We start from the raw sequence: 20,803 nt of genomic DNA on the forward strand, positions 1-20,803 counted from the left end.
GTCACATCCGCGAAAAACGCGTCAACGCAAAGCTGTACAGACCGTAGGCCGCGAACCCCGCCGCGGCGGCCACCAGCATCGTCTGCCCGAACTGCGCGTCACCGATCGCCTCCACCGCGGCGTCGAGCCCGGTCGCCCGCGTCGGGTCGTGCAGGAACGTTGCGCCGATCACCGAAGTCCCCGCCGCGAACAACACCAAACCCTCCGCGACATGCCCGCACATGCCCAGCACCGTGATCAACGGGCCACCGGGCACGGTCAGATCCTCGAGGAACTTCTTCGACGCCCCCTTGTAGACGAAGTAGCCGCCGAACCCGGCGATGGCCAAGCCGACAGCCACCAGGACGGCCTGCCCGCCGTCGGATTGCATCAACCGCGCGCTGAGGCCTTCGGCCCGCTCACTGCCCTGCCGGCCCACCCCCAGCGCGAACTGAACGGCGGCGAAGGCCAGCCCTAGATAGAGCAGAGCCAGGCCAAACGCTTTGAGCCGGTTGATCAGTGGAGACTCGCGCATGTGCGCGAAGCTGTGCTCCCCGGGGTGCAGGCCCAGCACCGTCTCGGCCAGCCGCCACAGGGCCAACGCCACCAGTCCGAACGCGACGACCCACAGCGAGGCCTCCCCGCCGGGCTGGGCGGCCAGCGTCGCCAGCGCGCCGGTCTGGTCGGCGTCGCCCGTCGACCCGAACGCGATCTGCAGGATGATGTAGGCGATCAGCACGTGCAACAGCCCGCTGACGGGGTAGCCGGCGCGGGCGATCCATTCCACGGTGCGGCTGTCGGTGGCCCGGTTCACCGCGCCCTTGAAGCTCATGGCCCGCCCTGCCGCAACACCGGACACGGCTACCCCCAGCGCTCCCAGGCGAAACGGTGGACCGAAGTCACCTCACTGCGGCGGGTCGAAGCTGATGACCTTGCCCCGGTTGATCGACACCCAGTCCCTGGCCTCCAGGTACGGCCGCAACGTCTCGGTGATCGCCTGCCCGTCGGCGGGCATCTTGGGCCGCTGCAACTCGTAGAGATGCGGGAACTCCGTCCACGCGACGACGGCGTCCCACAGCCGCACCGCCGCGTCCCCGGTCGGCGGGTCGATGAGCACCGGGCCGAACAGGCACTGGCCGTCGGGGAAGAACAGCGTCGGTACCCCGTAGCCGCCGGCGTCGACGACGCGCTGATGGTCGGCCATCACCTCGTCGCCGGTCGTCGGGTCGGCGATCGCCGCGTCGACCAGCCCCGGGTCGAAGCCGAGCTCCGCCAAAAGGTGTCGGGCGACGGCCTTTTCGTGCGGCTTGTGCCCGTCGACGTGCAGCGCCCGCGCCGCGCGCTCGTACCACGCGTCGACGTCGGCCATCGACTGCCGGCGCAGCAGCGCGCCGATGCGCATCATCGACCAGCCGTAGGACCACTCCCGCTCCCACGGGTGCTTCTTGCCCTCCTGCCGGTTGATCTCCTCGAGGCTGAAGAACCGCCAGTTCACCTCCAGACCGGTCCGCTCGCGCACCGCGCGGATCCACCGCGACGTCTGATACGCGAACGGGCACATGACGTCGAAGTGGAAGTCGACGGCGGTCGGGTGCTCGGTCACATCGTGAACCTCAGGTTGCGGGCGGCGCGGTCACCCAGCTCGTCGTCGCCCTGCCAGCGGATCGCGCCGGAGTCGATCTGCGCCTGCGGATCGATGCGCCCGCAGGCGAGTTGGATGAACGTCGTCGAGTCGGTCGTCACCGTCACGTCGGGGTTGTCGAGGTGGTCGACCCGCTTGGCCCGGCCGTCGACGGCGACGTGGAGCTGACGGACGATCGGTCCGGTGAGGTCGAATGTGAGGCTCTTGCCCTCGGGCAGGCCGACCTTCTTCCCGACGATGTAGCCGATCGAGTTCTCCACCTGGGCCAGCGCCATCTCCGCCGGGACACCGGTGTCGTCGGTCGCGCGGCCCAGCGGGGTGGTGATGTCGCGTTCGTGCACCCAGATGTCGAAGACGCGGATCTGCAGGAACCGGCCGTAGGTGCCCGGCCCGACGGGCATCCAGGACGGCCGGTCGAGGTCCTCGCTGGACAGGGCGGCCAGGTCACGGCGGCGGCGGTCGAAGACCGCGCGCATCTTCTCCACGTACGGGCTGGTGTCGGCGAAGAACTCCGCCGCCCGCTCGAACGGCGGCAGCGTGGTGTCGTCCTCGGGCAACCAGCCGGCCATCACGGCCTCGATGCTGACGACGTGGTCGACCACGCCGCGGACATCCCAGTCCGGGCACAGGGACTGCGTCTGCCATTCGTCGTCGCTGAGGTCGGCGCACAGTGTCTCCATCGCGGAGTAACAGTGCTCGAGCGCGCCGCGGATCTCGTCCAGGCTTCGGGTGTTCGGGGTCGTCACAGCTCTTCTCTAGTCCTGTCGCTGGCTGAACGCGGCGAAACACGCGGAAAAGACCGTCAACCTCCGCACACCACCTTGGGAATCGGGTCATAACGCACCGTGTGGGACTCTCGGCGAGTCTCGCCCGTGGCGATGTCGCGCAGGGTGCGGGTGTCGGTGATGGTGAATCCCGGTGCGCCGCTGCTGGCGCTGCACGACTCCCCTTCCGGGATGGTGATCGTCCTGGGGCTCGTCGGCGCCGACCGCGCACTCTGCGCCGACGTCACCTCGTAGCGTTTGATCCCCACCACCTCGACCGTGATCGACGACGATGTCCAGGTGGTCCGGATCTGCACCGGGGTCGGTCCGTCGTTGCGGAACTTGACGTCGATGGCGTCGCCGAAGACGGTGGCCTCCCGGCCCGCCGGATAGCGGCTGATGTAGTAGCTGTGCTCCTGATGCTCGACGAGTTCCATGCCGGCGAAGTACGCCGCGTTGAACAGCGTGGTGGCCACCTGGGACACGCCTCCCCCGACGCCGCTGTCCGGCCTGCCGTTCAGGATGATGCCGGCCTCGACATAGCCGTTGGCGGCGGTGCGCGGGTTGGTGGCGCCGTTGAGGCTGAACGTCTCGCCGGGCGCGACGACGAGGCCGTCGATGGCGCCCGCGGCGCGTTTGATGTTGACACCCGAGTCACCGGCAAAGCCCGACGTCTGGAATTCGCCGATGACCTGGACGGGACCGAGCGCCTCGATGTCGGCGGTGGTGAACGTCGCGGGCTCGTCCACATACACGGCCGCGAGCTCGCGATCGGTGGTGTCGGTCAGCACGTCCATCAGGTCGGCGAGGGTCTGGTCATAGTCGATGCGACGGCCGTCCTGTGACGGCACCTTCACCGGCGGGGACACCGCGAAGTCGATGGTCGCGTCGCGCCGAGGTGTCTCGGACCCGGCGAGCTGGGGCCTGGCCACGTCGGCGATGACGGTCTCGTCGACGGTCGCCACGATGTCGCCGTCCTCGACGTCGAACGACAGTGCTGCAGCGATGACGTCCTCGTCGATGATCGCCCGGGTGTCGTCGTCACCGTTGATGACCACCGGCGCAGAGACCGCCGGCGCGGCGATGTCGTCGATGGCAGCCTCGACGTCGGACGCCGTTGTGCGGGTATCCAATTCCACGACGGGCAGATCCACTGTGCCGCCGGTGGCCCAGTCGCGCTTGAGGAGTTCGGCGGCGGCGTCGATGTCGAGCCGGCGGCCGGCCTCCGGAGGCATCGCGACGGGTTCGCGACCCTCGAAGCGCACGGTGCCCTCGACCGGATCCTGGGCGACGTCGGCCCCCAGTTGCCCGAGGGCGGCGGTGAGTGCCTCGTCGTCGGCGGTGGACACGACGCCGATCTCCCGCGAGGTGAAGAACGATGAGAGGCGGGTGAACGGGTTCAGGGGTTGGTCGCCGGCGGCGTCGACGGTGGCGTGCCAGTCGACGGACAGACCGGCCGACGTCGGGTCGATGGTGCTGCGCTCGGCGCCGGCGGTGACGGGGATGGGTTGGGTTGTTCGCGGGGTGACCTCGGCGCGCAACCGTTGCTCCGCGTCGCGCAGCGTCAGACCGCCGATGGGCACGCCTGCAGCGGTCACTCCCCGGACCACCCTGTCTTTGCTGTACAGCAGGTCACCGAGGTAGGCGCCGATCAGCAACACCAACGGTGTGGCGAGGACGGCCAACAGACGCCGTCGACGGCGGGATCTCGGGGGTTCGGCCGGCGCGGTCGCGGCAATGACCTGTGGTTGCGCTCTGTCGGCCCGCATGACTGTTCGATCCTCAACTCATCGCTCGCGCTGTTCTTGCACACGTCGGCGCGCAGCGCACTGACGCCAGCGTAGCGATTCGACATCTGGCGGCTCTTTTCCAGATCCTCGGCGTCACGGCGACGTCATGCCGCGCGCGCCGCCGGGACTCAGGCCGAGGCGAGTTCGGCGTAGACCGCCGCTTCGAAGCCCAGGATCGTCGCGACCATCTTGTCGTCGAAGAACGGCAGCAGCTGCGTCGCGATCACCGCGCCGATGCCCGCCTTGCGGTCGATCCAGAAGAAACTGTTGAACAGTCCCGACCAGTCGGCCGAGCCGGCGCTGCGCATGCCGGGCAGGTCGACCAGGTACAGGTGGAAGCCCAGGCCCCAGCCCTGCGGCACGTCGAGCAGCTCGACCGGACGGGCCAGCTCGGGGATGGTCGGCTCCATCCCCTTCGGCAGCGGCGCCCCGTCGAGGTGATCACGCAGCGCCAGCTCGACCGTCTCCTGCTTGAGGATGCGCGCCCCGTCGAGCTCGCCGCCGTTGAGCCAGGCCCGCACGAACCGGCCGTAGTCGGCCACCGTCCCGTAGGACCCGTGGCCGGCGGCGTCCCACTCCGGCTGGGCCGGCAGGTCCAGGTCGGTGGGCACCAGGCTGCCGTCGGGCGCCCGGAACCGGATGGGCAGCAAGCGGGCGCGCTGCTCGTCGCTCGGGTCGAACGTCGAGTCGGTCATGCCCAGTGGGCGGTAAATGTGCTCGGCGAGGTAGTCGGCCAGCGTCTGGCCGCTGACCGCCTCGACGACCATGCCGAGCCAGTCGGTGCTGACGCCGTATTCCCACACCGTGCCGGGGTCGTGCACCAGCGGCGCGCTGAGGCTCTGCTTGACGCCCGACAGCGGATGCGGGAAGTCCTTCTCGTTGCAGTAGGCGTAGAGCTTCTCGTTGAGGAAGTGGTAGCCGCAGCCGGCGGTGTGGTTCATCAGATGCCGGACCGTGGCCTGGGTCCTGGGGGCCCGCAGCACCGGCTCGCGGCCCTCGAAGCGCTCGAGCACCTGCAGCTCCCCGAACTCGGGCACGATCGACGCGACGGGCGCATCCAGGTCGATACGTCCCTGTTCGACGAGCTGCAGCGCCGCGGTGGTCGCGACGGCCTTGGTCATCGACGCGTTACGGAACATGCTGTCGGGCTTGGCATCTCCCGCGGCACCCTGGTACAGCACGCCGTCGCGGTCGACCACCGTGGCGGCGACACCGTGCAGCGCCCCGCCGGCGGTCGCGTTGTGGAGAAGCTCGTCGATTCGTTCGAACGCCATCCTCAGACTCCTCTGCCTTCGACAGCAGCCATCATCGCATCATCGCGACCGCCGGATCGAGACTGCGTCCAGGGTGGCAACTTGCGAAGCGAACCGCACCGTCAGCGCAGACTCAACGAGAACCGACTAGCTCGGGCCGTACTCCAGCGCCGGCTCGGCGGAATCCACGCTGCCGCGGCTCGAGATCGTCAGCTGGTCGGGCTGTACGTCGTAGCGCGCGCCGTCGTCGGGGTTCACGGCGACGAAGCCGTCGCCGGAGCGGCGCGCGTTCTCCAGCCGAATGTTGGCGCCGTCGCGCAGCCGCTCGCCGCGGTAGTAGTAGTCGCCGTCGGAGGTCTCGCAGATGATCGCCAGCGACAGCGATGTCCGGATCGCGGCCGCCGGCTCGCTGGAGGAGTCGCAGCGGGCGGTGTGGCCCACGAAGCCCTGCGAATCGGTGCCCGACACCCCGGAGATGCCCTCGCCGTCACCGGGGCGGGAGGTCGTCGGTGACGAGGACGTCGGCGTATCCGACGTCGGTGCCGGAGCCAGGGGCGATCGCGCTGTCGAGGAACCGGTGTCCCCGCTGCTGAACACCAGCACCAGCGCCAGCACCAACGCCGCGGCCAGCAGGGCCACCGTGGTGACGATCAAGCCGACCTGGCCCGGGCCGAAGCGCCGCGCCGGCCGCGGGGCCGGCGGCGGGGTGGGCGCCGGCGGATACGGCGCGTACCCGGTCTCCGCCGGGTTGGGATACACCCGGGAGAACTGCCGTGTCGACCGCGGCGGCTCAGCCGGCGGTGACGGAGCGGGAGCCGGGGCCGCCGGGGCGGACACCGCCGCGGACGCCGCCCGCGCCAGCTCGCCGGCCGACGGATAGCGGGCATCCGGGGTCTTCGCCATCCCGCGTGCGACGACGTCGTCGAAGGTGCGGGGCACCCCACGGCGCATGATGCTCGGCCGCGGCGGCGGGGAGAACATGTGGGCGCTCATCACCTGCCGCAGATCGCCGGCGTCATAGGGCGCCCGGCCGGTCAGCGCCTCGTAGAGCAGACACGCCAGCGAGTAGATGTCCGAGGCCGGGCCGCCACGCTCCCCGCTGAAGCGCTCCGGCGCCATGTACGCGCTGGACCCGACCACCAGGCCGGTCGACGTCACCGAGGCCTCGCCGCCGCCGTGCGCGATGCCGAAGTCGACCAGGTAGCAGAAGTCGTCAGCGGTCAGCAGCACGTTCTCGGGTTTGATGTCGCGGTGCACCAGGCCGTTGGCGTGCGCGTCGTCCAGCGCCGCGGCCACCTGGCGCAGGATCGCCACCGCCCGCGCCGGCGGCAGCGGACCGTCGCGGCGCAGCACCTCCTTGAGGCTGACGCCCTCCACCAACCGCATGTCGATGTAGAGCACGCCGTCGATCTCACCGAAGTTGTGCACCGGGATGACGTGCGGTTCCTGCAGCCGCGCGGCGACCCGGGACTCTCGGCGGAACCGATGCTGAAAGCTCGGGTCGGCGGCCATCTCCGGTCGCAGCAGCTTGATCGCGACCATGCGTTCCCGCTCGGTGTCGTAGGCGCGGTACACCTCGCCCATGCCCCCGACGCCGATCAGCGACTGCAGCTCATAGGGCCCGAACCGGGTGCCCAGCCGAGCGCCACCCTTCGTCGAGCTCACATGCCGTCCTTCCGTCGTCGCCTGCCGGGCGATAGGTTTCCCGCATCCCGCGGCCCCCTAACCGCCGGGTCAGCAACGCCGCAGCAGCGCGTCCAGCTCGGTCTGAAAGCGATCGGCGAGATCCCACAGGTCACCGGCCAGCGTCGGGCACGAGATGATGCCCACGTTAAGGGAGTCGCCCAGCGACATCACTGTGATGTTCAGCCCAGACCCGTGGAAGATCGGGCCCAGCGGATACAGCGCCTCGACCCGGGCCCCGCAGCTGTACAGCGTGGTCGGCGGGCCGGCCACATTGGAGATCACCACGTTGTGGATCGTGGTGCTGGCCAGCGGGGTGCGCGCCAACAGCCCGAGCAGCCAGGAGAAACCCGCCCGCGAGATGCTCTGGGCCAGGTCGACGAACACCGTCGGGCCCAGCGCGGCGCTGTGGTCCTTGGCGCGACGGTCGGACTCCGCGATGGTTTGCAACCGCTCCCAAGGATCGTCGAGGTCGGTGTGCAGATTGCAGAACATGCCCGAGAGCTGGTTGCGGCCCGGCCGGTCGGACTGTCCGTGCACCGACGCCGGCACCACCGCGATCAACGGTTTGTCCGGCAGCTCGTCCAGCTCGTCGAGGAAGCCGCGCAGCGCCCCCGAGCACAGCGCCATCACGACGTCGTTGACCTTGACCCCGCAGCTCTCCTTGACCTTCTTGACGTCGTTGAGGTTCAGCTGCGCGAGTGCGATGGCGCGCTCGGCGGTCAGCTGCGCGTTGAACCGGGTCGTCGGCGCCGAGAACGGCGCGGCCATCGCCTGGCCGGTGACCGCGCGGCCGACCGTCTTGGCGAGCAACGCAGCGGTGTCGGGGATCGTCCGGGCCAGCTGCAGCGGCCGCGTCGCGAACCGGACGAACCCGTCGGCGGCGATCTGCAGCGCAGAAGGGGTGCCGGGACCGTCGACCGGGGCCGGAGGCGGTGCGTCGGGTTCGACGTCGAGCAGCTGCTCGAGCAGGTTGGCCGCCGACACCCCGTCGACCGCGGCGTGATGCACCTTGACCATGACCGCCAGCCGGTCCTCGCCGGTGCCTTCGATCGCCCACAACTCCCACAGCGGTTTGCCGCGGTCCAGCGGCACCGCCGCGATCTGGCCGCACACCTCGGCCAGCTCCTCGCGTCCGCCGGGCGCCGGCACCGCGACCCGGTGCAGGTGGCGCGACAGCTCGAAGTCGTTGTCCTCCACCCATACCGGGTGGTCCAGGTTCAGGCCGCTGTCACCGAGCTTCGTGCGAAATTCCGGCAACGCGGGGATCCGCTTGGCAAGCTCGTCGCGGAAGCGCTCGAAGCTGTACCCGCCAGGCACCGTCGAGGTGTCGAGCTCGAGCACCGAACACACGTGCAGCGGCACCGTCGCCGATTCGCTGTACAGAAGACCCGCATCCAGACCACTGAGCCGCTCCACCCATCCGAGTTACCCGCATCGCCGACTCCGCCAAACGGGTTACCCGGCCCTGCCCCCGGGTAGCCGCACCGAACGACCTGAGGAGCCGCCATGAACGTCGCCGACGCCCTGATCGCCCGCCTGCAGGAGTGGGAGGTCAGCCGGGTGTTCGGATACGCCGGAGACGGCGTCAACACCCTGCTGGGCGCGCTGCGCCGCGCCGACGGTCCCGACTTCGTGGCGACCCGGCATGAGGAGCTCGCCGCGTTCGCGGCGTGCGGGCACGCGAAGTACAGCGGCGAGGTCGGGGTGTGTCTGGCCACCCAGGGGCCCGGCGCGATCCACCTGCTGGCCGGGCTCTACGACGCCAAGCTGGACCGCCGGCCCGTCGTCGCGATCGTCGGGCAGGTGGTGAGCACTGCGCTGGGCAGCGGCTACCTGCAGGAAGTGGACCTGCATGCGCTGTTCAAGGACGTCTGCGCGCAGTACGTGCAGACGGTGTTCGCGCCCGAGCAGGCGCTGACCGCACTGGACAACGCGATGCGCACCGCGATCGCCACGTCCACCCCGACGTGTCTGATCATCCCGCACGACGTGCAGAAGGCCGAGATGCCCGACGAGCTTCCGCACAGCCACGGCGTGGTGCCGTCCACCGCGACGTCGGCGCGACCCCGGATCACCGCGCCGCCGGAACAGATCCGCGCGGCCGCCGAGGTGCTCAACGCCGGGCGCCGGGTCGCGCTGCTGGTGGGCCGCGGCGCGGCCGGTGCGGCTGACGAGATCGCCGCGGTGGTCGATGCGCTGGGCGCCGGGGCGACGACGTCGCTGCTGGGCAAACCGGTGCTCGACGAGTCGCTGCCCTGGCACACCGGGGTGATGGGACATCTGGGCACCACCGCCAGCTCGGAGCTGATGGCACACTGCGACACCCTGCTGATCGTCGGCTGCAACGATCCGTGGACCGAGTTCTATCCCGCGCCCGGGCAGGCTCGCGCCGTCCAGATCGACATCGAACCGCGGGTGCTCGGCGCCAAGTACCCCGTCGAGGTCGCGGTCAGCGGAGACGCGCGCCAGGCACTGTTCGACCTGCTGCCGCTGCTCGACCACAACACAGACCACACCTGGGAACACCAGATCCACCACTGGACCGGAACGTGGCTGGCGCTGGCCGAACAACGCTGCCGCGAGCAGACGGTGCACGCCAACCCCGAGTTCGTGGTCCGCGAACTGTCGGAGTACCTGCCGGGCAACGCCCGCGTCGCCGTCGACGTCGGCTCGGCTACCTACTGGTATGCCCGGCACCTGCGGCTGCCGCCCGCGGTGCCCGCCCACGTGTCGGGCTATCTGGCGTCGATGGGGTGCGCGCTGCCCTACGGCATCGCCGCCAAACTCGACGCCCCCGACAAGCCCGTCGTCGCGCTGGTCGGCGACGGCGCGATGCAGATGTCCGGGCTGCTGGAGTTGATCACCATCGCCGAGCGCTGGCAGCAGTGGGACGATCCCCGCTTCGTGGTGCTGGTGCTGCACAACGGTGACCTGTCCGAAGTGTCGTGGGAGCAGCGCGAGATGGAAGGCGACCCGAGATTCCCGGCGTCACAGGATGTTCCGTCGTTCCCGTACGCCGACTACGCCGAGTTGCTCGGCCTGGGCGGAATCCGGGTCACCGACTCCGCCCAGGCCACCATCGCGTGGCAGCGCGCGTTCGAGGCCGCCCATCCGGTGGTGATCGAAGCGGTGGTGGACGCCGCCACGCCGCTGCTGCCGCCGCTGATGCCCGACGCCAAGGCCGACACCGTGTACGGCGCGCTGGCCGGCGAGGCCGACGGCAAGGCCGCGCGGGACCGCGTCGACCGGCAACGCAGCGCCGAAACCGGCGACCACGAGCGTTAAGTCACCGCCGCGGCGTCGAGCCGCTCGCGCTGCGGCACCACCACATACTTCGGGTCCTTCGTCGAGGCCACGCCGGCTTCGAACACCCCGAACCGCTGCAGCAGACTGCCGGCCAGCAGCGCCGCACCCGAGGTCGCGACCGCCCCCCGCCGGCGGCCCGACACCGCCGCACCGACCGCGCCGCCGACAGTCAGGATCTCCGACCACGTGCGCAGCGTGTGCGCCCGGCCGGTGGTGTACGTCTCGCCGGCCAGGCCGATCCGGTGCTGCATGGTCCGCGACGCCGCCACCTCCAGCGCGGCGCCGGTGACCGCCAGCCGTCGCGCCGGGCCGGTCTCGGCCACCGGCGCCAGCAGCATGCCCAGGCCCGCGCCGCTGGCCGCGGCCGAACCGACGAACACGAACGGCAGAAACCGGTGCGCCTCGCGCCAGCCCGGAACCGCGGTCTGCGACAACAACACCGCGGTGTAGGACGCGACGCCGGGGGCCACCGCGGCGGCCTCCAGACCGGCCGGGCGGGCCAGCCGGGTGACCAGCGTCCCGAGCCGGGTGCGCCGCAGCCGGCGCGGCATCAGCTCGGCCACCGCGGCCACCCCCGCGCCCGGCCCGTACGCGCCGAGCATCCAGGTGCCCATGCTCATCGGCGAACTGGGCTTGGCCACCCGGAGCATGTGGTGAAACCGTTCGGGCCGGCCGAGATCGAAGATCAGGAAGTACATGCTCGCCAGCAGGCTGGCCAGCGCGCCGAGCCTGGACACCTTGCGCAGCTGCGGCCGCCCGGTCAGGTCCGCCCCGGCGGCCAGCAGCGCCGAACCTCCCGACAGGCCGCCGCTGAACAAGTAGGCCGCGATCTTCCAGTCCCACACCGGAGGCTTGAGGATCTGCCGGCCGTAGTAGGACCGGAACTCGGCTTTCGGGACGGCCAGCTGTTCTTTCACCTGTGCCGCCCCAGGAACGCCGACACCGTCAGCCCCACCAACGCCGACGCGGCCATCCCCGCGTAGCGCCACATCGCACCCGCGTCGCGGGTGGGCACCACCGGATCCGGCGGCAGCCCATACACTTCCGGCTCGTCGAGCAGCAGGAAGAACGCGCCGTCGCCGCCGACGCCGTCGTTGGGGTCGTGCCCGTAGAGCCGCGCCTCGGTGAACCCGCGCTCGTGCAGTTCCTCTACGCGCAGCGCCGCGCGCTCGCGCAGCTCGTCGAGCACGCCGAACTGGATCGAATCGGTCGGGCAGGCCTTCGCGCACGCGGGCTCCAGGCCGTCGTGCAGCCGGTCGTAGCACAGCGTGCACTTCCAGGCCCGGCCGTCACCCTCGCGCCGCTCGATCACCCCGTACGGACAGCCGGACACGCAGTAGCCGCAGCCGTTGCAGATGTCCTGCTGCACAACCACAGTGGAGAATTCGGTGCGGAACAGCGCGCCGGTCGGGCAGACGTCCAGGCATCCCGCGTGGGTGCAGTGCTTGCACACATCCGAGCTCATCAGCCAACGGAAGTCCTGGCGGGTCTCGGCGGGCAGCGCCTCGCCGGGCCGTTCGAAGCCGGGCATGCCGAGGTCTTCTGTCTGACGGGCAGGCTGCTCGATGAACGCGACATGTCGCCACGAATTGGCGCCCAGCTCACCGGTGTTGTCGAACGACATGCCCAGCAGGTTGTACCCGTCCCCATCCCCGGAGACCGGCACGTCGTTCCATTCCTTGCACGCCACCTCGCAGGCTTTGCAGCCGATGCAGACCGACGTGTCGGTGAAGAAGCCGACCCGCGGCGGGTGCCCCTCGTAGCCGGCGTCGGCGGCCGGATCCTCCAGTGGACCGTAAAAGCTGTTGGCGCTCATGGCGTCTCCTCGGAGTGGTCACCCGCCGGCTCGGTGGTGTCCAGCGTCGTGCCGGTGTGCACGGTGATACCCGCCCGGTCGCGATACATGCCGACGTATTCCAGCAGCAGCGGGCCGCGCGGGCGCCGGCCCGGCTGGATGTCGCAAGTGGTCACCTTGCTTTCCTGGATGAACACGTTGGGGTCGGCCACCACCCCGAACAGGTCGTTGACGATGTCCCCGTCGATCAGACCGTTGCCGCCCCAGTGGTAGGGCATCCAGATCTGGTGCACGACATGGTCTTCCACCCGCAGCGGGCGCATCCGGTCGGTGACCACCACCCGGGCGTCCACCGCGGTGCGGCTGGTGACCACATGCGCCCACTGCAAATGCTCGAGCCCGCGTTCCTTCGCCAGCGCCGGTGAGACCTCCACGAACAACGCCGGCTGCAGCTCCGACAGGTACGGCAGCTGCCGGCTCATGCCGCCCGCGGTGTGGTGTTCGGTCAGCCGCGCGGTGCTCAGCACGAACGGGAACACCTCGTGGTGGGACTCCGGCGGCGACGGGTTCGACGGGTTGTCCGCGCGCCCATACACTTTGCGCGCCGGGTTGCCCTGCTGGGCGTAGAGCGAGTTGCGGATCGGCGACTCGTGCGGCTCGTAGTGCGTGGGCATCGGCCCGTCGAGCACCCCGTTGGGCGCGAACAACCAGCCCTTGCCGTCGGCCTGCATCACGAACGGGTCGTCGCCGCGCAGCGCCTCCACCCCCGACGCGCCCTGCGGCGGCCGGTAGTCCGGCGGCTTGGTCTTCTCGAAGTCGGGGACGTCGTGGCCGGTCCACTCGCTCTTCTCGGAATCCCACCAGACCAGCTTCTTGCGTTCGCTCCACGGCCGGCCCTGCGGATCGGCCGACGCCCGGTTGTAGAGCACGCGGCGGTTCAGCGGCCACGTCCAGCCCCACTCGTTGTCGTAGGGGCCCTGCTCGGTGTGCGGTTTGCGCCGCGCGGCCTGGTTGACCTCGTCGGCGTACACCCCGCTGTAGATCCAGCAGCCGCTCAACGTGGAGCCGTCGGCCTTGAGGTCGGTGTAGCCGCTGACCGCGCGGCCGGTCGTCAGATCCACCCCGCTGATCCGGCGCAGCACGTCCTCGCCGGACGGCTCGTCGCCGTCCATCGCGTAGTCCCAGAACAAGTCCAGCAGCGGGCGGTCCCGCTCGTCGCTGGACCCGGCGAGCTTCTCGCGCAGGATCCGGCCCAGGTGGTAGAAGAACCACAGCTCCGAGCGGGCGTCGCCGGGCGGTTCGACGGCCTGGTCGCGCCACTGCAGCATGCGCTGGGTCTGGGTGAAGGTGCCGGCCTTCTCGACGTGTGAGGCCGCCGGGAACAGGAACACCTCGGTGCGGCAGGTCTCCGGAGTGATCTCCCCGGTCTCCACCTCCGGTGAGTCCTTCCAGAAGCTCGCGCTCTCGATCTCGACCAGGTCGCGCACCACCAGCCAGTCCAGGTTGGCCATGCCGAGGCGCTGAAGCCGGCCGTGCGCCGACCCCACCGCCGGATTCTGCCCGAGCAGGAAGTAGCCGAACACCTTGCCGTCGACCATGTCCATCACGGTGCGATAGGTGCCGTGGTCGCCGTTGATGCGCGGCAGATAGTCGAAGCAGTAGTCGTTGTCGGCGGTGGCCGCGTCGCCCCAGTACTCCTTGAGCAGCGACACCATGTAGCTGTCGGCGTTGCCCCAGAACCCTTTCTGGTTCTCCCCCTTGATCGCGTGCAGATAGTCCGACAGCGTCTCGTGCCCGGCGCGCGGCATCGCGAGATACCCGGGCAGCAGGTTGAACAGCGTCGGCACGTCGGTCGACCCCTGGATGCTGGCGTGCCCGCGCAGCGCGATGATGCCGCCGCCGGGCCGGCCGATGTTGCCCAGCAGCAGCTGCACGATCGACCCGGCCCGGATGTACTGGGCGCCCACCGAGTGCTGGGTCCAGCCGACGCTGTAGACCAGCGCGGCGGTCTTCTCACGCCCCGAGTTCTGCGCCCAGGCCTGCGCGATCCGGCTGAACTGCTCGGCCGGCACCCCGCACACCCGCTCCACCATCTCCGGGGTGTAGCGGGCGAAGTGGCGCTTGAGGATCTGGTAGACGCACCGCGGGTGCTGCAGAGTCGGGTCGGTCTTGAAGCCGGTGGGCGTCACCTCGATCGGGGCGCCGCCGGAGCCCTGCTGATCCGGGCCGGCCCGCTCCTTGGCCTCGGAGCCGCGTTCGGTGTCGGCGTCTTTGCCCTGATGTTCTTCGGTCTCGTAGGCCCAGGTCGCCGGATCATAGGAGGCGGTCTCCGGGTCGTACCCGCTGAACAGGCCGTCGAGCTCCTCGGTGTCGGTGAACCGTTCGTCGACCAGGAACGACGCGTTGGTGTAGGCGGTGACGTACTCGCGGAAATCGAGCTCCTTGCTGAGGATGTAGTTGATCACCCCGCCCAGGAACGCGATGTCGCTGCCGGCGCGCAGCGACACGTGCTGGTCGGCCAGCGCGCTGGTGCGGGTGAACCGCGGGTCGATGTGCACGACCGTGGTGCCGCGGGCCTTGGCCTCCATCACCCACTGGAAGCCGACGGGGTGCGCTTCGGCCATGTTCGAGCCCATGATGACGATGAAGTCAGAGTTGACGAGATCCTGCTGGTAGTCCGTCGCCCCGCCGCGACCGAAGGAAGCTCCCAGACCGGGAACCGTGGCGCTGTGTCAAATACGGGCCTGGTTCTCGATCTGCAACGCGCCCAGTGCGGTGAACAACTTCTTGATCAGGTAGTTCTCTTCGTTGTCCAGCGTCGCGCCGCCCAGGCTGGCGATGCCCAGGGTTCGGCGCAGCGTGTGCCGGTCGGCGTCGAACTGCTGCCAGCCCTTCTCCCGCGCGTCGAGGACGCGGTCGGCGACCATGTCCATCGCGGTGTCGAGGTCGAGCTCCTGCCACTCGGTGGCGTAGGGCGGACGGTACTTGACCGTGGTGAGCCGCTGCGGTCCGGTGACCAGCTGCTTGCTCGCAGAACCCTTGGGGCACAACCGCCCTCGCGAGATCGGGCTGTCCGGGTTGCCCTCGATCTGGGTGACCGTGCCGTCTTTGACGTAGACGTTCTGCGCGCACCCCACCGCGCAGAACGGACACACCGACTTGACCACGCGGTCGGCGTCGACGGTGCGCGGCGTCAACGTCAGCGACCGCGGGCTCTGCGCGGCCCGGCCACGCCCGAGCTTGTCGCCGCCGGTGAGCTGCCGATACACCGGCCACGATTCGAACAGCTTCCTGATGTCCAACCCGTCCACCTTCGTCTGCCTCGCTGCTCAAGGTACCCGCTACAGACCCCGTCAACCCGGTGGGCTCAGGTACAAATGGAGAATGCTCGAGATCAGCCCGTTGACCTGGGTCGTCACCGTCGCCGTGATCATCGGACTGTTGGCGGTGGATCTGATCCTGGCGGCACTGCGGCCGCACAAGGTCGGATTCCGGGAAGCGACGGCGTGGTCGGTGTTCTACATCGCGGTCGCCATCGGCTTCGGGCTGTGGTTCTTGTGGGCCTACGGCACCAATGCGGGCACCGAGTACTTCGCCGGCTACATCGTCGAGAAGAGCCTGTCGGTCGACAACCTGTTCGTCTTCGTGATCATCATGGCCACCTTCGCGGTGCCCGAGGAACACCAGCACAAGGTGCTGACCTTCGGCATCATCCTGGCGCTGATCATGCGCGCGATCTTCATCGCGCTGGGCGCGACGCTGATCTCGCTGTTCTCGTTCATGTTCCTGCTGTTCGGCATCCTGCTGATCTGGACCGCGATCCAGTTGTTCCGGCACCGCGACGAGGACCCGGACATCGAGAACAACATCATGATTCGCGCGACGCGGCGATTCATCCCCATCAGCAACGAGTACGACGGCGGCAAGCTCTTCACCCGGGACAACGGGCGGAAGGTGGCGACTCCGCTGCTGGCGGTGCTCATCGCGATCGGCAGCGTCGACCTGCTCTTCGCGCTGGACTCGATCCCCGCGGTGTTCGGCATCACCCGCGAGCCCTACATCGTCTTCGCGGCCAACGCGTTTGCGTTGCTCGGCCTGCGGGCGCTGTTCTTCCTGGTGAAGGGCCTGCTGGACCGGTTGGTGTACCTGTCGACGGGGTTGTCGATCATCCTGGCCTTCATCGGGGTCAAGCTGGTGCTGCACTGGGCCCACGTCGACATCAACCCGAGCATCCCCGAGGTGGACACCTACCTGAGCCTGGTGGTCATCGTGGTGATCCTGACCATCGTGACCGTCGCCAGCCTGATCAAGACGCGCCGCGACCCGACCGCCAAGGCCCACCCCGGCTCGCTGCGCGCCACCAAGCCCAAGGAGCAGACCGACGGCTCTCAGTGAGCGTCGAGCACCCGGGTGCCGTCGGCGTTTCGGCGCGTGACCCGTTTCGCGTCCAGGCTTTCCAGCAGCGGCACCGCGACGCGGCGGGTGGTGTCCCACGCCCGCTTGGCCTCGGCGACAGTGAACGGAGGCGCCAGGCCGGCCAGCGCCGCGGCGGCCCGGTCGTGCACGTCGCGGCCCAGCACCACCCCGTCGGCGATCTTGACCAGCCGCCCCGCGCGCACCGCCGCGGCCAGCTCCTTCGCACCGAGACCGAGCGCGCTCAGTTCGTCGGCCTCCGGGGCGCGGAACGGTTCGTCGGCCAGCCGCGCCTCGATCTGGCGCACCGCCGCGTCGACCCGCTCGGGCAGCTGCTCACCGGGCCGGCGCACCCGCCCGCCGGCCAGTTGCAGTCCGGTGCCGTCGAGCAGCGGCGCCACCAGCTCGACCGCCGGCAGCTCAAGTTGCTGACGCAGCGTCTCCATCGGCATGCCCGCGGCGACGTCGTGGTCAGCCGACCAGTGCTGCACCGCGTGGCGGGCCGCGTCGCGCCGGGCGTCCCACCACGCCGGGTCGACGACCCACTCCCCGACCCGGGTGCCGTCGACGCCGAAACCCATGGCACGCAACTCCGTTACGCGTGCGCAGACCGGGGGCGGCACGCGGCCGGTGGCCAGTTGCGCGGCGCGGGCACGGGCGGCCCCGCGCCGGCGCAGTGCGGGTGGTCGGACGTCGAGCACTTCGACGCCGGCGGCGATGCGGTGTTCGCCGGGGTCGCGCAGCAGGCCGGTGTCGCCGAGGCGCAAAGGCAATGGCCGGGACAACCGCAACCGGGCCGCGGCGTCGCCGAGCGGTCGCACCCGCACCGGCACCGCGGCTGCGCCGACGTGCAGCACCAGTTGTTCGTGCAACGTGTCGGCCCGGCGCAGCGCGACATCGACCTCGCTGGTGTCCAGCCACGCGCCCGGGGTGCGTACCGTGTCCCCGCGGCCGATCGCTTGCCGGTCCACCCCACGCAGGTTCACCGCCACCCGGGCCACCGCCGAGACCTCGGTGTGGTCGTCGCCCAGCGACTGCAGGCCGCGCACGGTGACCCGTCGGCCGTCGTGTTCGAGGTCGTCGCCGACTCGCAGCGTGCCCGCCGTCAGCGTGCCGGTCACCACGGTGCCCGCGCCGCGCACCGTGAAGGCCCGGTCCACCCACAGCCGCACGTCGGCGTCCGGGTCCGGCGCCGGCAGCCGGTCGGTGAGCCGCATGAGTTCCCTGCGTACCGCGGCCATATCGGTGCCGAGCACCACCGGGACGCCCGGAATGTGTTCCCGCACCTGCGCGATCGTGCGGCCCGGGTCGGCGAGGTCGGCCTTGCTGATCACCACCATCGTGTGGCGCACCCCGAGCGCCTGCAGCGCCGCGTAGTGCTCCTCGGATTGCGGCATCCAGCCTTCGGTCGCGGCAACGACGAACATCGTTGCCGGCACCGGCCCCACCCCGGCCAGCATGTTGCCGACGAACCGTTCGTGGCCCGGCACGTCGACGAACGCGATCTGCCGGTCCTCGAGCGTCGTCCACGCGAAGCCGAGGTCGATCGTCAGCCCGCGCCGCTGCTCCTCGGCCAGCCGGTCCGGCCACATCCCGGTAAGCCGGTGCACCAGAGTGGATTTGCCGTGATCGACATGGCCGGCAGTGGTTACGACGAACACGCCCGAACGGCCTCCAGCAGCGCGTCGTCGTCGTCGGGTGCCACCGTGCGCAGATCCAGCAGACAGCGGCCGTCCTCGATCCGGCCGACCACCGACGGCGTCCCCACCCGTAGCGGCGCGGCGTAGGTCTCGGGCAGACTGATTGCGGCGCTGGGCAATTCGACCCCCGGCGCGCCCCCACCCCCGACCGCGGCCACACAGTCGACCGCGTCGGCCTGCGGCAGCTGCGCGGCCAGCCGCCGAGCCCGCTCCCGTAGCCCGTCGACGTCCGCGTCCAGCGCCTGCGCGACCGGCGTCGGTGGACCGACCACCGTCGCCTCCAAAGCGGCCAGGGTCAGCTTGTCCACCCGCAGTGCCCGCGCGGCGGGATGGCGGCGCAACCGTTCGATCACCTCGGCGGTGCCGAAGAGCAGACCGGCCTGCGGGCCGCCGAGCAGCTTGTCCCCGCTCGCGGTGACCAGGTCGGCGCCATCGCGCAGGGCGGTCGTCGCGTCGGGTTCGTCGGGCATCACCGGGTGCGGCGTCAGCAGGCCCGAGCCGATGTCGACCACCAGTGGAGCGTCCAGCCGAGCCAGCTCGTTGATCGGCACCGCGGCGGTGAATCCGCTCACCAGGTAGTTCGACGGGTGCACCTTGAGGACGAACCCGGTGTCCGGGCCGATCGCGTCGGTGTAGTCGCGTAGGTGCGTGCGGTTGGTGGTGCCGACCTCACGGATGCGCGCCCCGGCCGAGGCCATCAGCTCGGGCAGCCGGAACCCGTCGCCGATCTCGATCAGCTCGCCGCGGCTGACCACGATCTCCTTGCCCGGGGCCAGCGTCATCGCCGTCAGCAGCAGCGCGGCGGCGTTGTTGTTGACCACGTGCACCCCGCCGGCGCTCGGCACGGCCTGCGCCAGCGCGGCCAGCGCCCCCCGGCCGCGGCGGGCCCGGCGACCGGTGGCCAGGTCGAACTCGACGTCGGTGGCGCCGCTGGCGGTGTGCACGGCGTCGAGCGCCGCCCGCGACAGCGGCGCGCGGCCCAGATTGGTGTGCACCACCACGCCGGTGGCGTTGATAACCGGCCGCAGCGTGGCGGCGCTGACCGGCAGCGCCGCGACGGCGTGGTCGGCGACCTGCTCGGGGGCGATCTCCCCGGCCCGGGCGCGCTGCTGCGCGTCAGCGATCACCGTCTTGACCAGCGTGCGGCCCAGCCGCTCGGCGGCTTTCGCCAGCCGCGGGTCGGCCAGCAGCGCATCGGTGCGCGGCACCCGCCGCCGCGGGTCACCCATAGCGATTTCGGCGTGTTTGTGTGCGCTCAGCGTCGATAACCACGCCGAAATCGCGGGGGGAGGGGTGGCGGAGGCGGACGGGAATCGAACCCGCCAGCGACAGGATCTGCCGCTCAGCGATTTTGAAGACCGTGCCGGTCACCAGACCGGATACGCCTCCCTGACCCATGGTCTCCATCATGGCAGGGCAGCATGGAGGCCATGTCGACGCGTCTGACCCAGTACGCCCACGGCGGCGGCTGCGCCTGCAAGATCCCGCCCGGCGAGCTCGAGGACGTGGTCCGCGGGTTGACCGGCCGCACCCCGACCGACCCCGTCGGCGAGCTGCTGGTCGGCCTCGACGACGGCGACGACGCCGCGGCCGTGCGCATCGACGGCGACACCGCGCTGATCGCGACGACGGATTTCTTCACCCCGGTCGTCGACGATCCGTACGACTGGGGACGCATCGCGGCGGCCAACGCGCTCTCCGACGTCTACGCGATGGGCGGTCGCCCGGTGGTCGCGGTCAACCTGCTCGGCTGGCCGCGCGACGTGCTGCCGTTCGAACTGGCTGCCGAGACGCTGCGCGGCGGGATGGACGTGTGCGGCGAGGCCGGCTGCCATCTGGCCGGCGGGCACAGCGTCGACGACCCCGAACCCAAGTACGGGCTGGCGGTCACCGGCATCGCCGACCCGAACCGGTTGCTGCGCAACGACACCGGCGCACCCGGCCTGCCATTGTCGCTGACCAAGCCGCTGGGCATCGGGGTGCTCAACAGCCGCCACAAGAACACCGGCGAACGCTTCGAGCAGGCCATCGCGGTGATGACCACGCTCAACGCCGCGGCCTCGGCCGCCGCGCTGCGCGCCGGAGTCGAATGCGCCACCGACGTCACCGGTTTCGGATTGCTCGGGCATCTGCACAAGCTGGCCCGAGCCAGCGGTGTCACCGCGGTGATCGACTCGGCCGCGGTGCCCTATCTCGACGGTGCCCGCGACGCGTTGCGGGACGGCTTCGTCAGCGGCGGCACCCGCCGCAACCTCGACTGGGTGGCCCCGCACGTCGACCTATCCGCGATCGGGGACGACGACGCCCTGCTGCTGGCCGATGCGCAGACCTCCGGCGGGCTGCTCATCGCCGGCGAGATCCCGGGTGCCCCGGTGGTCGGAGAGCTGATCCCGCGCGGGCGGCACACGATCGTCGTCCGTTGACCGGCGCGCGTGGCACGTTCGTGCCCGTCTGATCTGTACATTGAGGGAGTTC

At 70.3% G+C, this 20,803-nt stretch carries 15 protein-coding genes and 1 tRNA gene; 3 read left to right on the forward strand and 13 right to left on the reverse strand.

Annotation, left to right across the window (positions count from 1 at the left end; genetic code table 11):
- Window position 1: 1 nt before the first annotated feature.
- From G6N31_RS17600 to G6N31_RS17630, 7 genes are all read right to left on the reverse strand, one after another.
- Entirely contained in the window at window positions 2–811 is an 810-nt protein-coding gene (locus tag G6N31_RS17600) for a DUF1206 domain-containing protein (RefSeq protein WP_098005808.1), read from the reverse strand.
- A gap of 72 nt (window positions 812–883) precedes the next feature.
- The gene (locus G6N31_RS17605; RefSeq protein WP_098005806.1) at window positions 884–1,582 is read right to left on the reverse strand and encodes a mycothiol-dependent nitroreductase Rv2466c family protein; all 699 of its coding nucleotides are present in this window, start codon (window positions 1,580–1,582) and stop codon (window positions 884–886) included.
- Window positions 1,579–2,367 carry a maleylpyruvate isomerase N-terminal domain-containing protein gene (locus tag G6N31_RS17610; RefSeq protein WP_098005804.1) on the reverse strand — a complete coding sequence of 263 codons (789 nt, stop codon included), beginning with the start codon at window positions 2,365–2,367 and terminating at the stop codon, window positions 1,579–1,581. Before G6N31_RS17610 ends, G6N31_RS17605 begins: the two co-directional genes overlap by 4 nt.
- Window positions 2,368–2,423: 56 nt before the next feature.
- Window positions 2,424–4,154, reverse strand: a complete 1,731-nt coding sequence (locus G6N31_RS17615; RefSeq protein ID WP_098005802.1) for a VanW family protein — start codon at window positions 4,152–4,154, stop codon at window positions 2,424–2,426.
- Between the two features lie 149 nt (window positions 4,155–4,303).
- The gene (locus G6N31_RS17620; RefSeq protein WP_098005801.1) at window positions 4,304–5,449 is read right to left on the reverse strand and encodes a serine hydrolase domain-containing protein; all 1,146 of its coding nucleotides are present in this window, start codon (window positions 5,447–5,449) and stop codon (window positions 4,304–4,306) included.
- Window positions 5,450–5,575: 126 nt separating this feature from the next.
- Window positions 5,576–7,093, reverse strand: coding sequence for a serine/threonine-protein kinase (locus tag G6N31_RS17625; RefSeq protein ID WP_098005800.1), 1,518 nt, complete (start codon window positions 7,091–7,093; stop codon window positions 5,576–5,578).
- 69 nt (window positions 7,094–7,162) lie between these two features.
- Window positions 7,163–8,530, reverse strand: a complete 1,368-nt coding sequence (locus G6N31_RS17630) for a WS/DGAT/MGAT family O-acyltransferase (RefSeq protein ID WP_098005798.1) — start codon at window positions 8,528–8,530, stop codon at window positions 7,163–7,165.
- A gap of 90 nt (window positions 8,531–8,620) precedes the next feature.
- Here G6N31_RS17630 and G6N31_RS17635 point away from each other — a divergent pair, with 90 nt between their 5' ends.
- A complete protein-coding gene (locus tag G6N31_RS17635; RefSeq protein WP_098005796.1) occupies window positions 8,621–10,399 on the forward strand; it encodes a thiamine pyrophosphate-requiring protein in 1,779 nt (592 codons plus the stop codon).
- Here the strand turns inward: G6N31_RS17635 and nrfD are convergent.
- From nrfD to fdh, 3 genes are read right to left on the reverse strand one after another with little or no spacing between them, the layout of a single operon-like run.
- Window positions 10,396–11,337 (reverse strand): NrfD/PsrC family molybdoenzyme membrane anchor subunit, encoded by a 942-nt coding sequence (gene nrfD, locus G6N31_RS17640; RefSeq protein ID WP_098005795.1) that lies wholly within the window; start codon window positions 11,335–11,337, stop codon window positions 10,396–10,398. The genes G6N31_RS17635 and nrfD overlap by 4 nt on opposite strands.
- Window positions 11,334–12,236 carry a 4Fe-4S dicluster domain-containing protein gene (locus G6N31_RS17645; RefSeq protein ID WP_098005793.1) on the reverse strand — a complete coding sequence of 301 codons (903 nt, stop codon included), beginning with the start codon at window positions 12,234–12,236 and terminating at the stop codon, window positions 11,334–11,336. Before G6N31_RS17645 ends, nrfD begins: the two co-directional genes overlap by 4 nt.
- Complete coding sequence (fdh, locus tag G6N31_RS17650) at window positions 12,233–15,517, reverse strand: formate dehydrogenase (RefSeq protein WP_179964198.1); 3,285 nt, start codon at window positions 15,515–15,517, stop codon at window positions 12,233–12,235. The genes G6N31_RS17645 and fdh overlap by 4 nt, the downstream gene beginning before the upstream one ends.
- An 82-nt stretch (window positions 15,518–15,599) precedes the next feature.
- On the opposite strand from fdh, the gene G6N31_RS17660 reads away from it, so the two are divergent.
- Window positions 15,600–16,610 (forward strand): TerC family protein, encoded by a 1,011-nt coding sequence (locus tag G6N31_RS17660; protein WP_098005789.1) that lies wholly within the window; start codon window positions 15,600–15,602, stop codon window positions 16,608–16,610.
- On the opposite strand, the gene G6N31_RS17665 is transcribed toward G6N31_RS17660, so the two are convergent.
- The 3 genes from G6N31_RS17665 to G6N31_RS17675 form a co-directional block, all read right to left on the reverse strand.
- Window positions 16,604–18,289, reverse strand: a complete 1,686-nt coding sequence (locus tag G6N31_RS17665) for a selenocysteine-specific translation elongation factor (protein WP_098005787.1) — start codon at window positions 18,287–18,289, stop codon at window positions 16,604–16,606. The genes G6N31_RS17660 and G6N31_RS17665 overlap by 7 nt on opposite strands.
- Window positions 18,277–19,557: an L-seryl-tRNA(Sec) selenium transferase gene (selA, locus tag G6N31_RS17670; protein ID WP_098005785.1), complete on the reverse strand. Its 1,281-nt coding sequence runs from the start codon at window positions 19,555–19,557 to the stop codon at window positions 18,277–18,279. Before selA ends, G6N31_RS17665 begins: the two co-directional genes overlap by 13 nt.
- A gap of 65 nt (window positions 19,558–19,622) precedes the next feature.
- A tRNA-Sec gene (locus G6N31_RS17675) sits at window positions 19,623–19,717 on the reverse strand.
- Between the two features lie 41 nt (window positions 19,718–19,758).
- Between G6N31_RS17675 and selD the strand changes: the two genes are divergently transcribed.
- Window positions 19,759–20,751 (forward strand): selenide, water dikinase SelD, encoded by a 993-nt coding sequence (selD, locus tag G6N31_RS17680; protein ID WP_098005818.1) that lies wholly within the window; start codon window positions 19,759–19,761, stop codon window positions 20,749–20,751.
- The last annotated feature ends 52 nt before the right edge of the window (window positions 20,752–20,803 follow it).

The sequence above is a fragment of the Mycolicibacterium duvalii genome (assembly GCF_010726645.1).
Classification (GTDB): domain Bacteria; phylum Actinomycetota; class Actinomycetes; order Mycobacteriales; family Mycobacteriaceae; genus Mycobacterium; species Mycobacterium duvalii.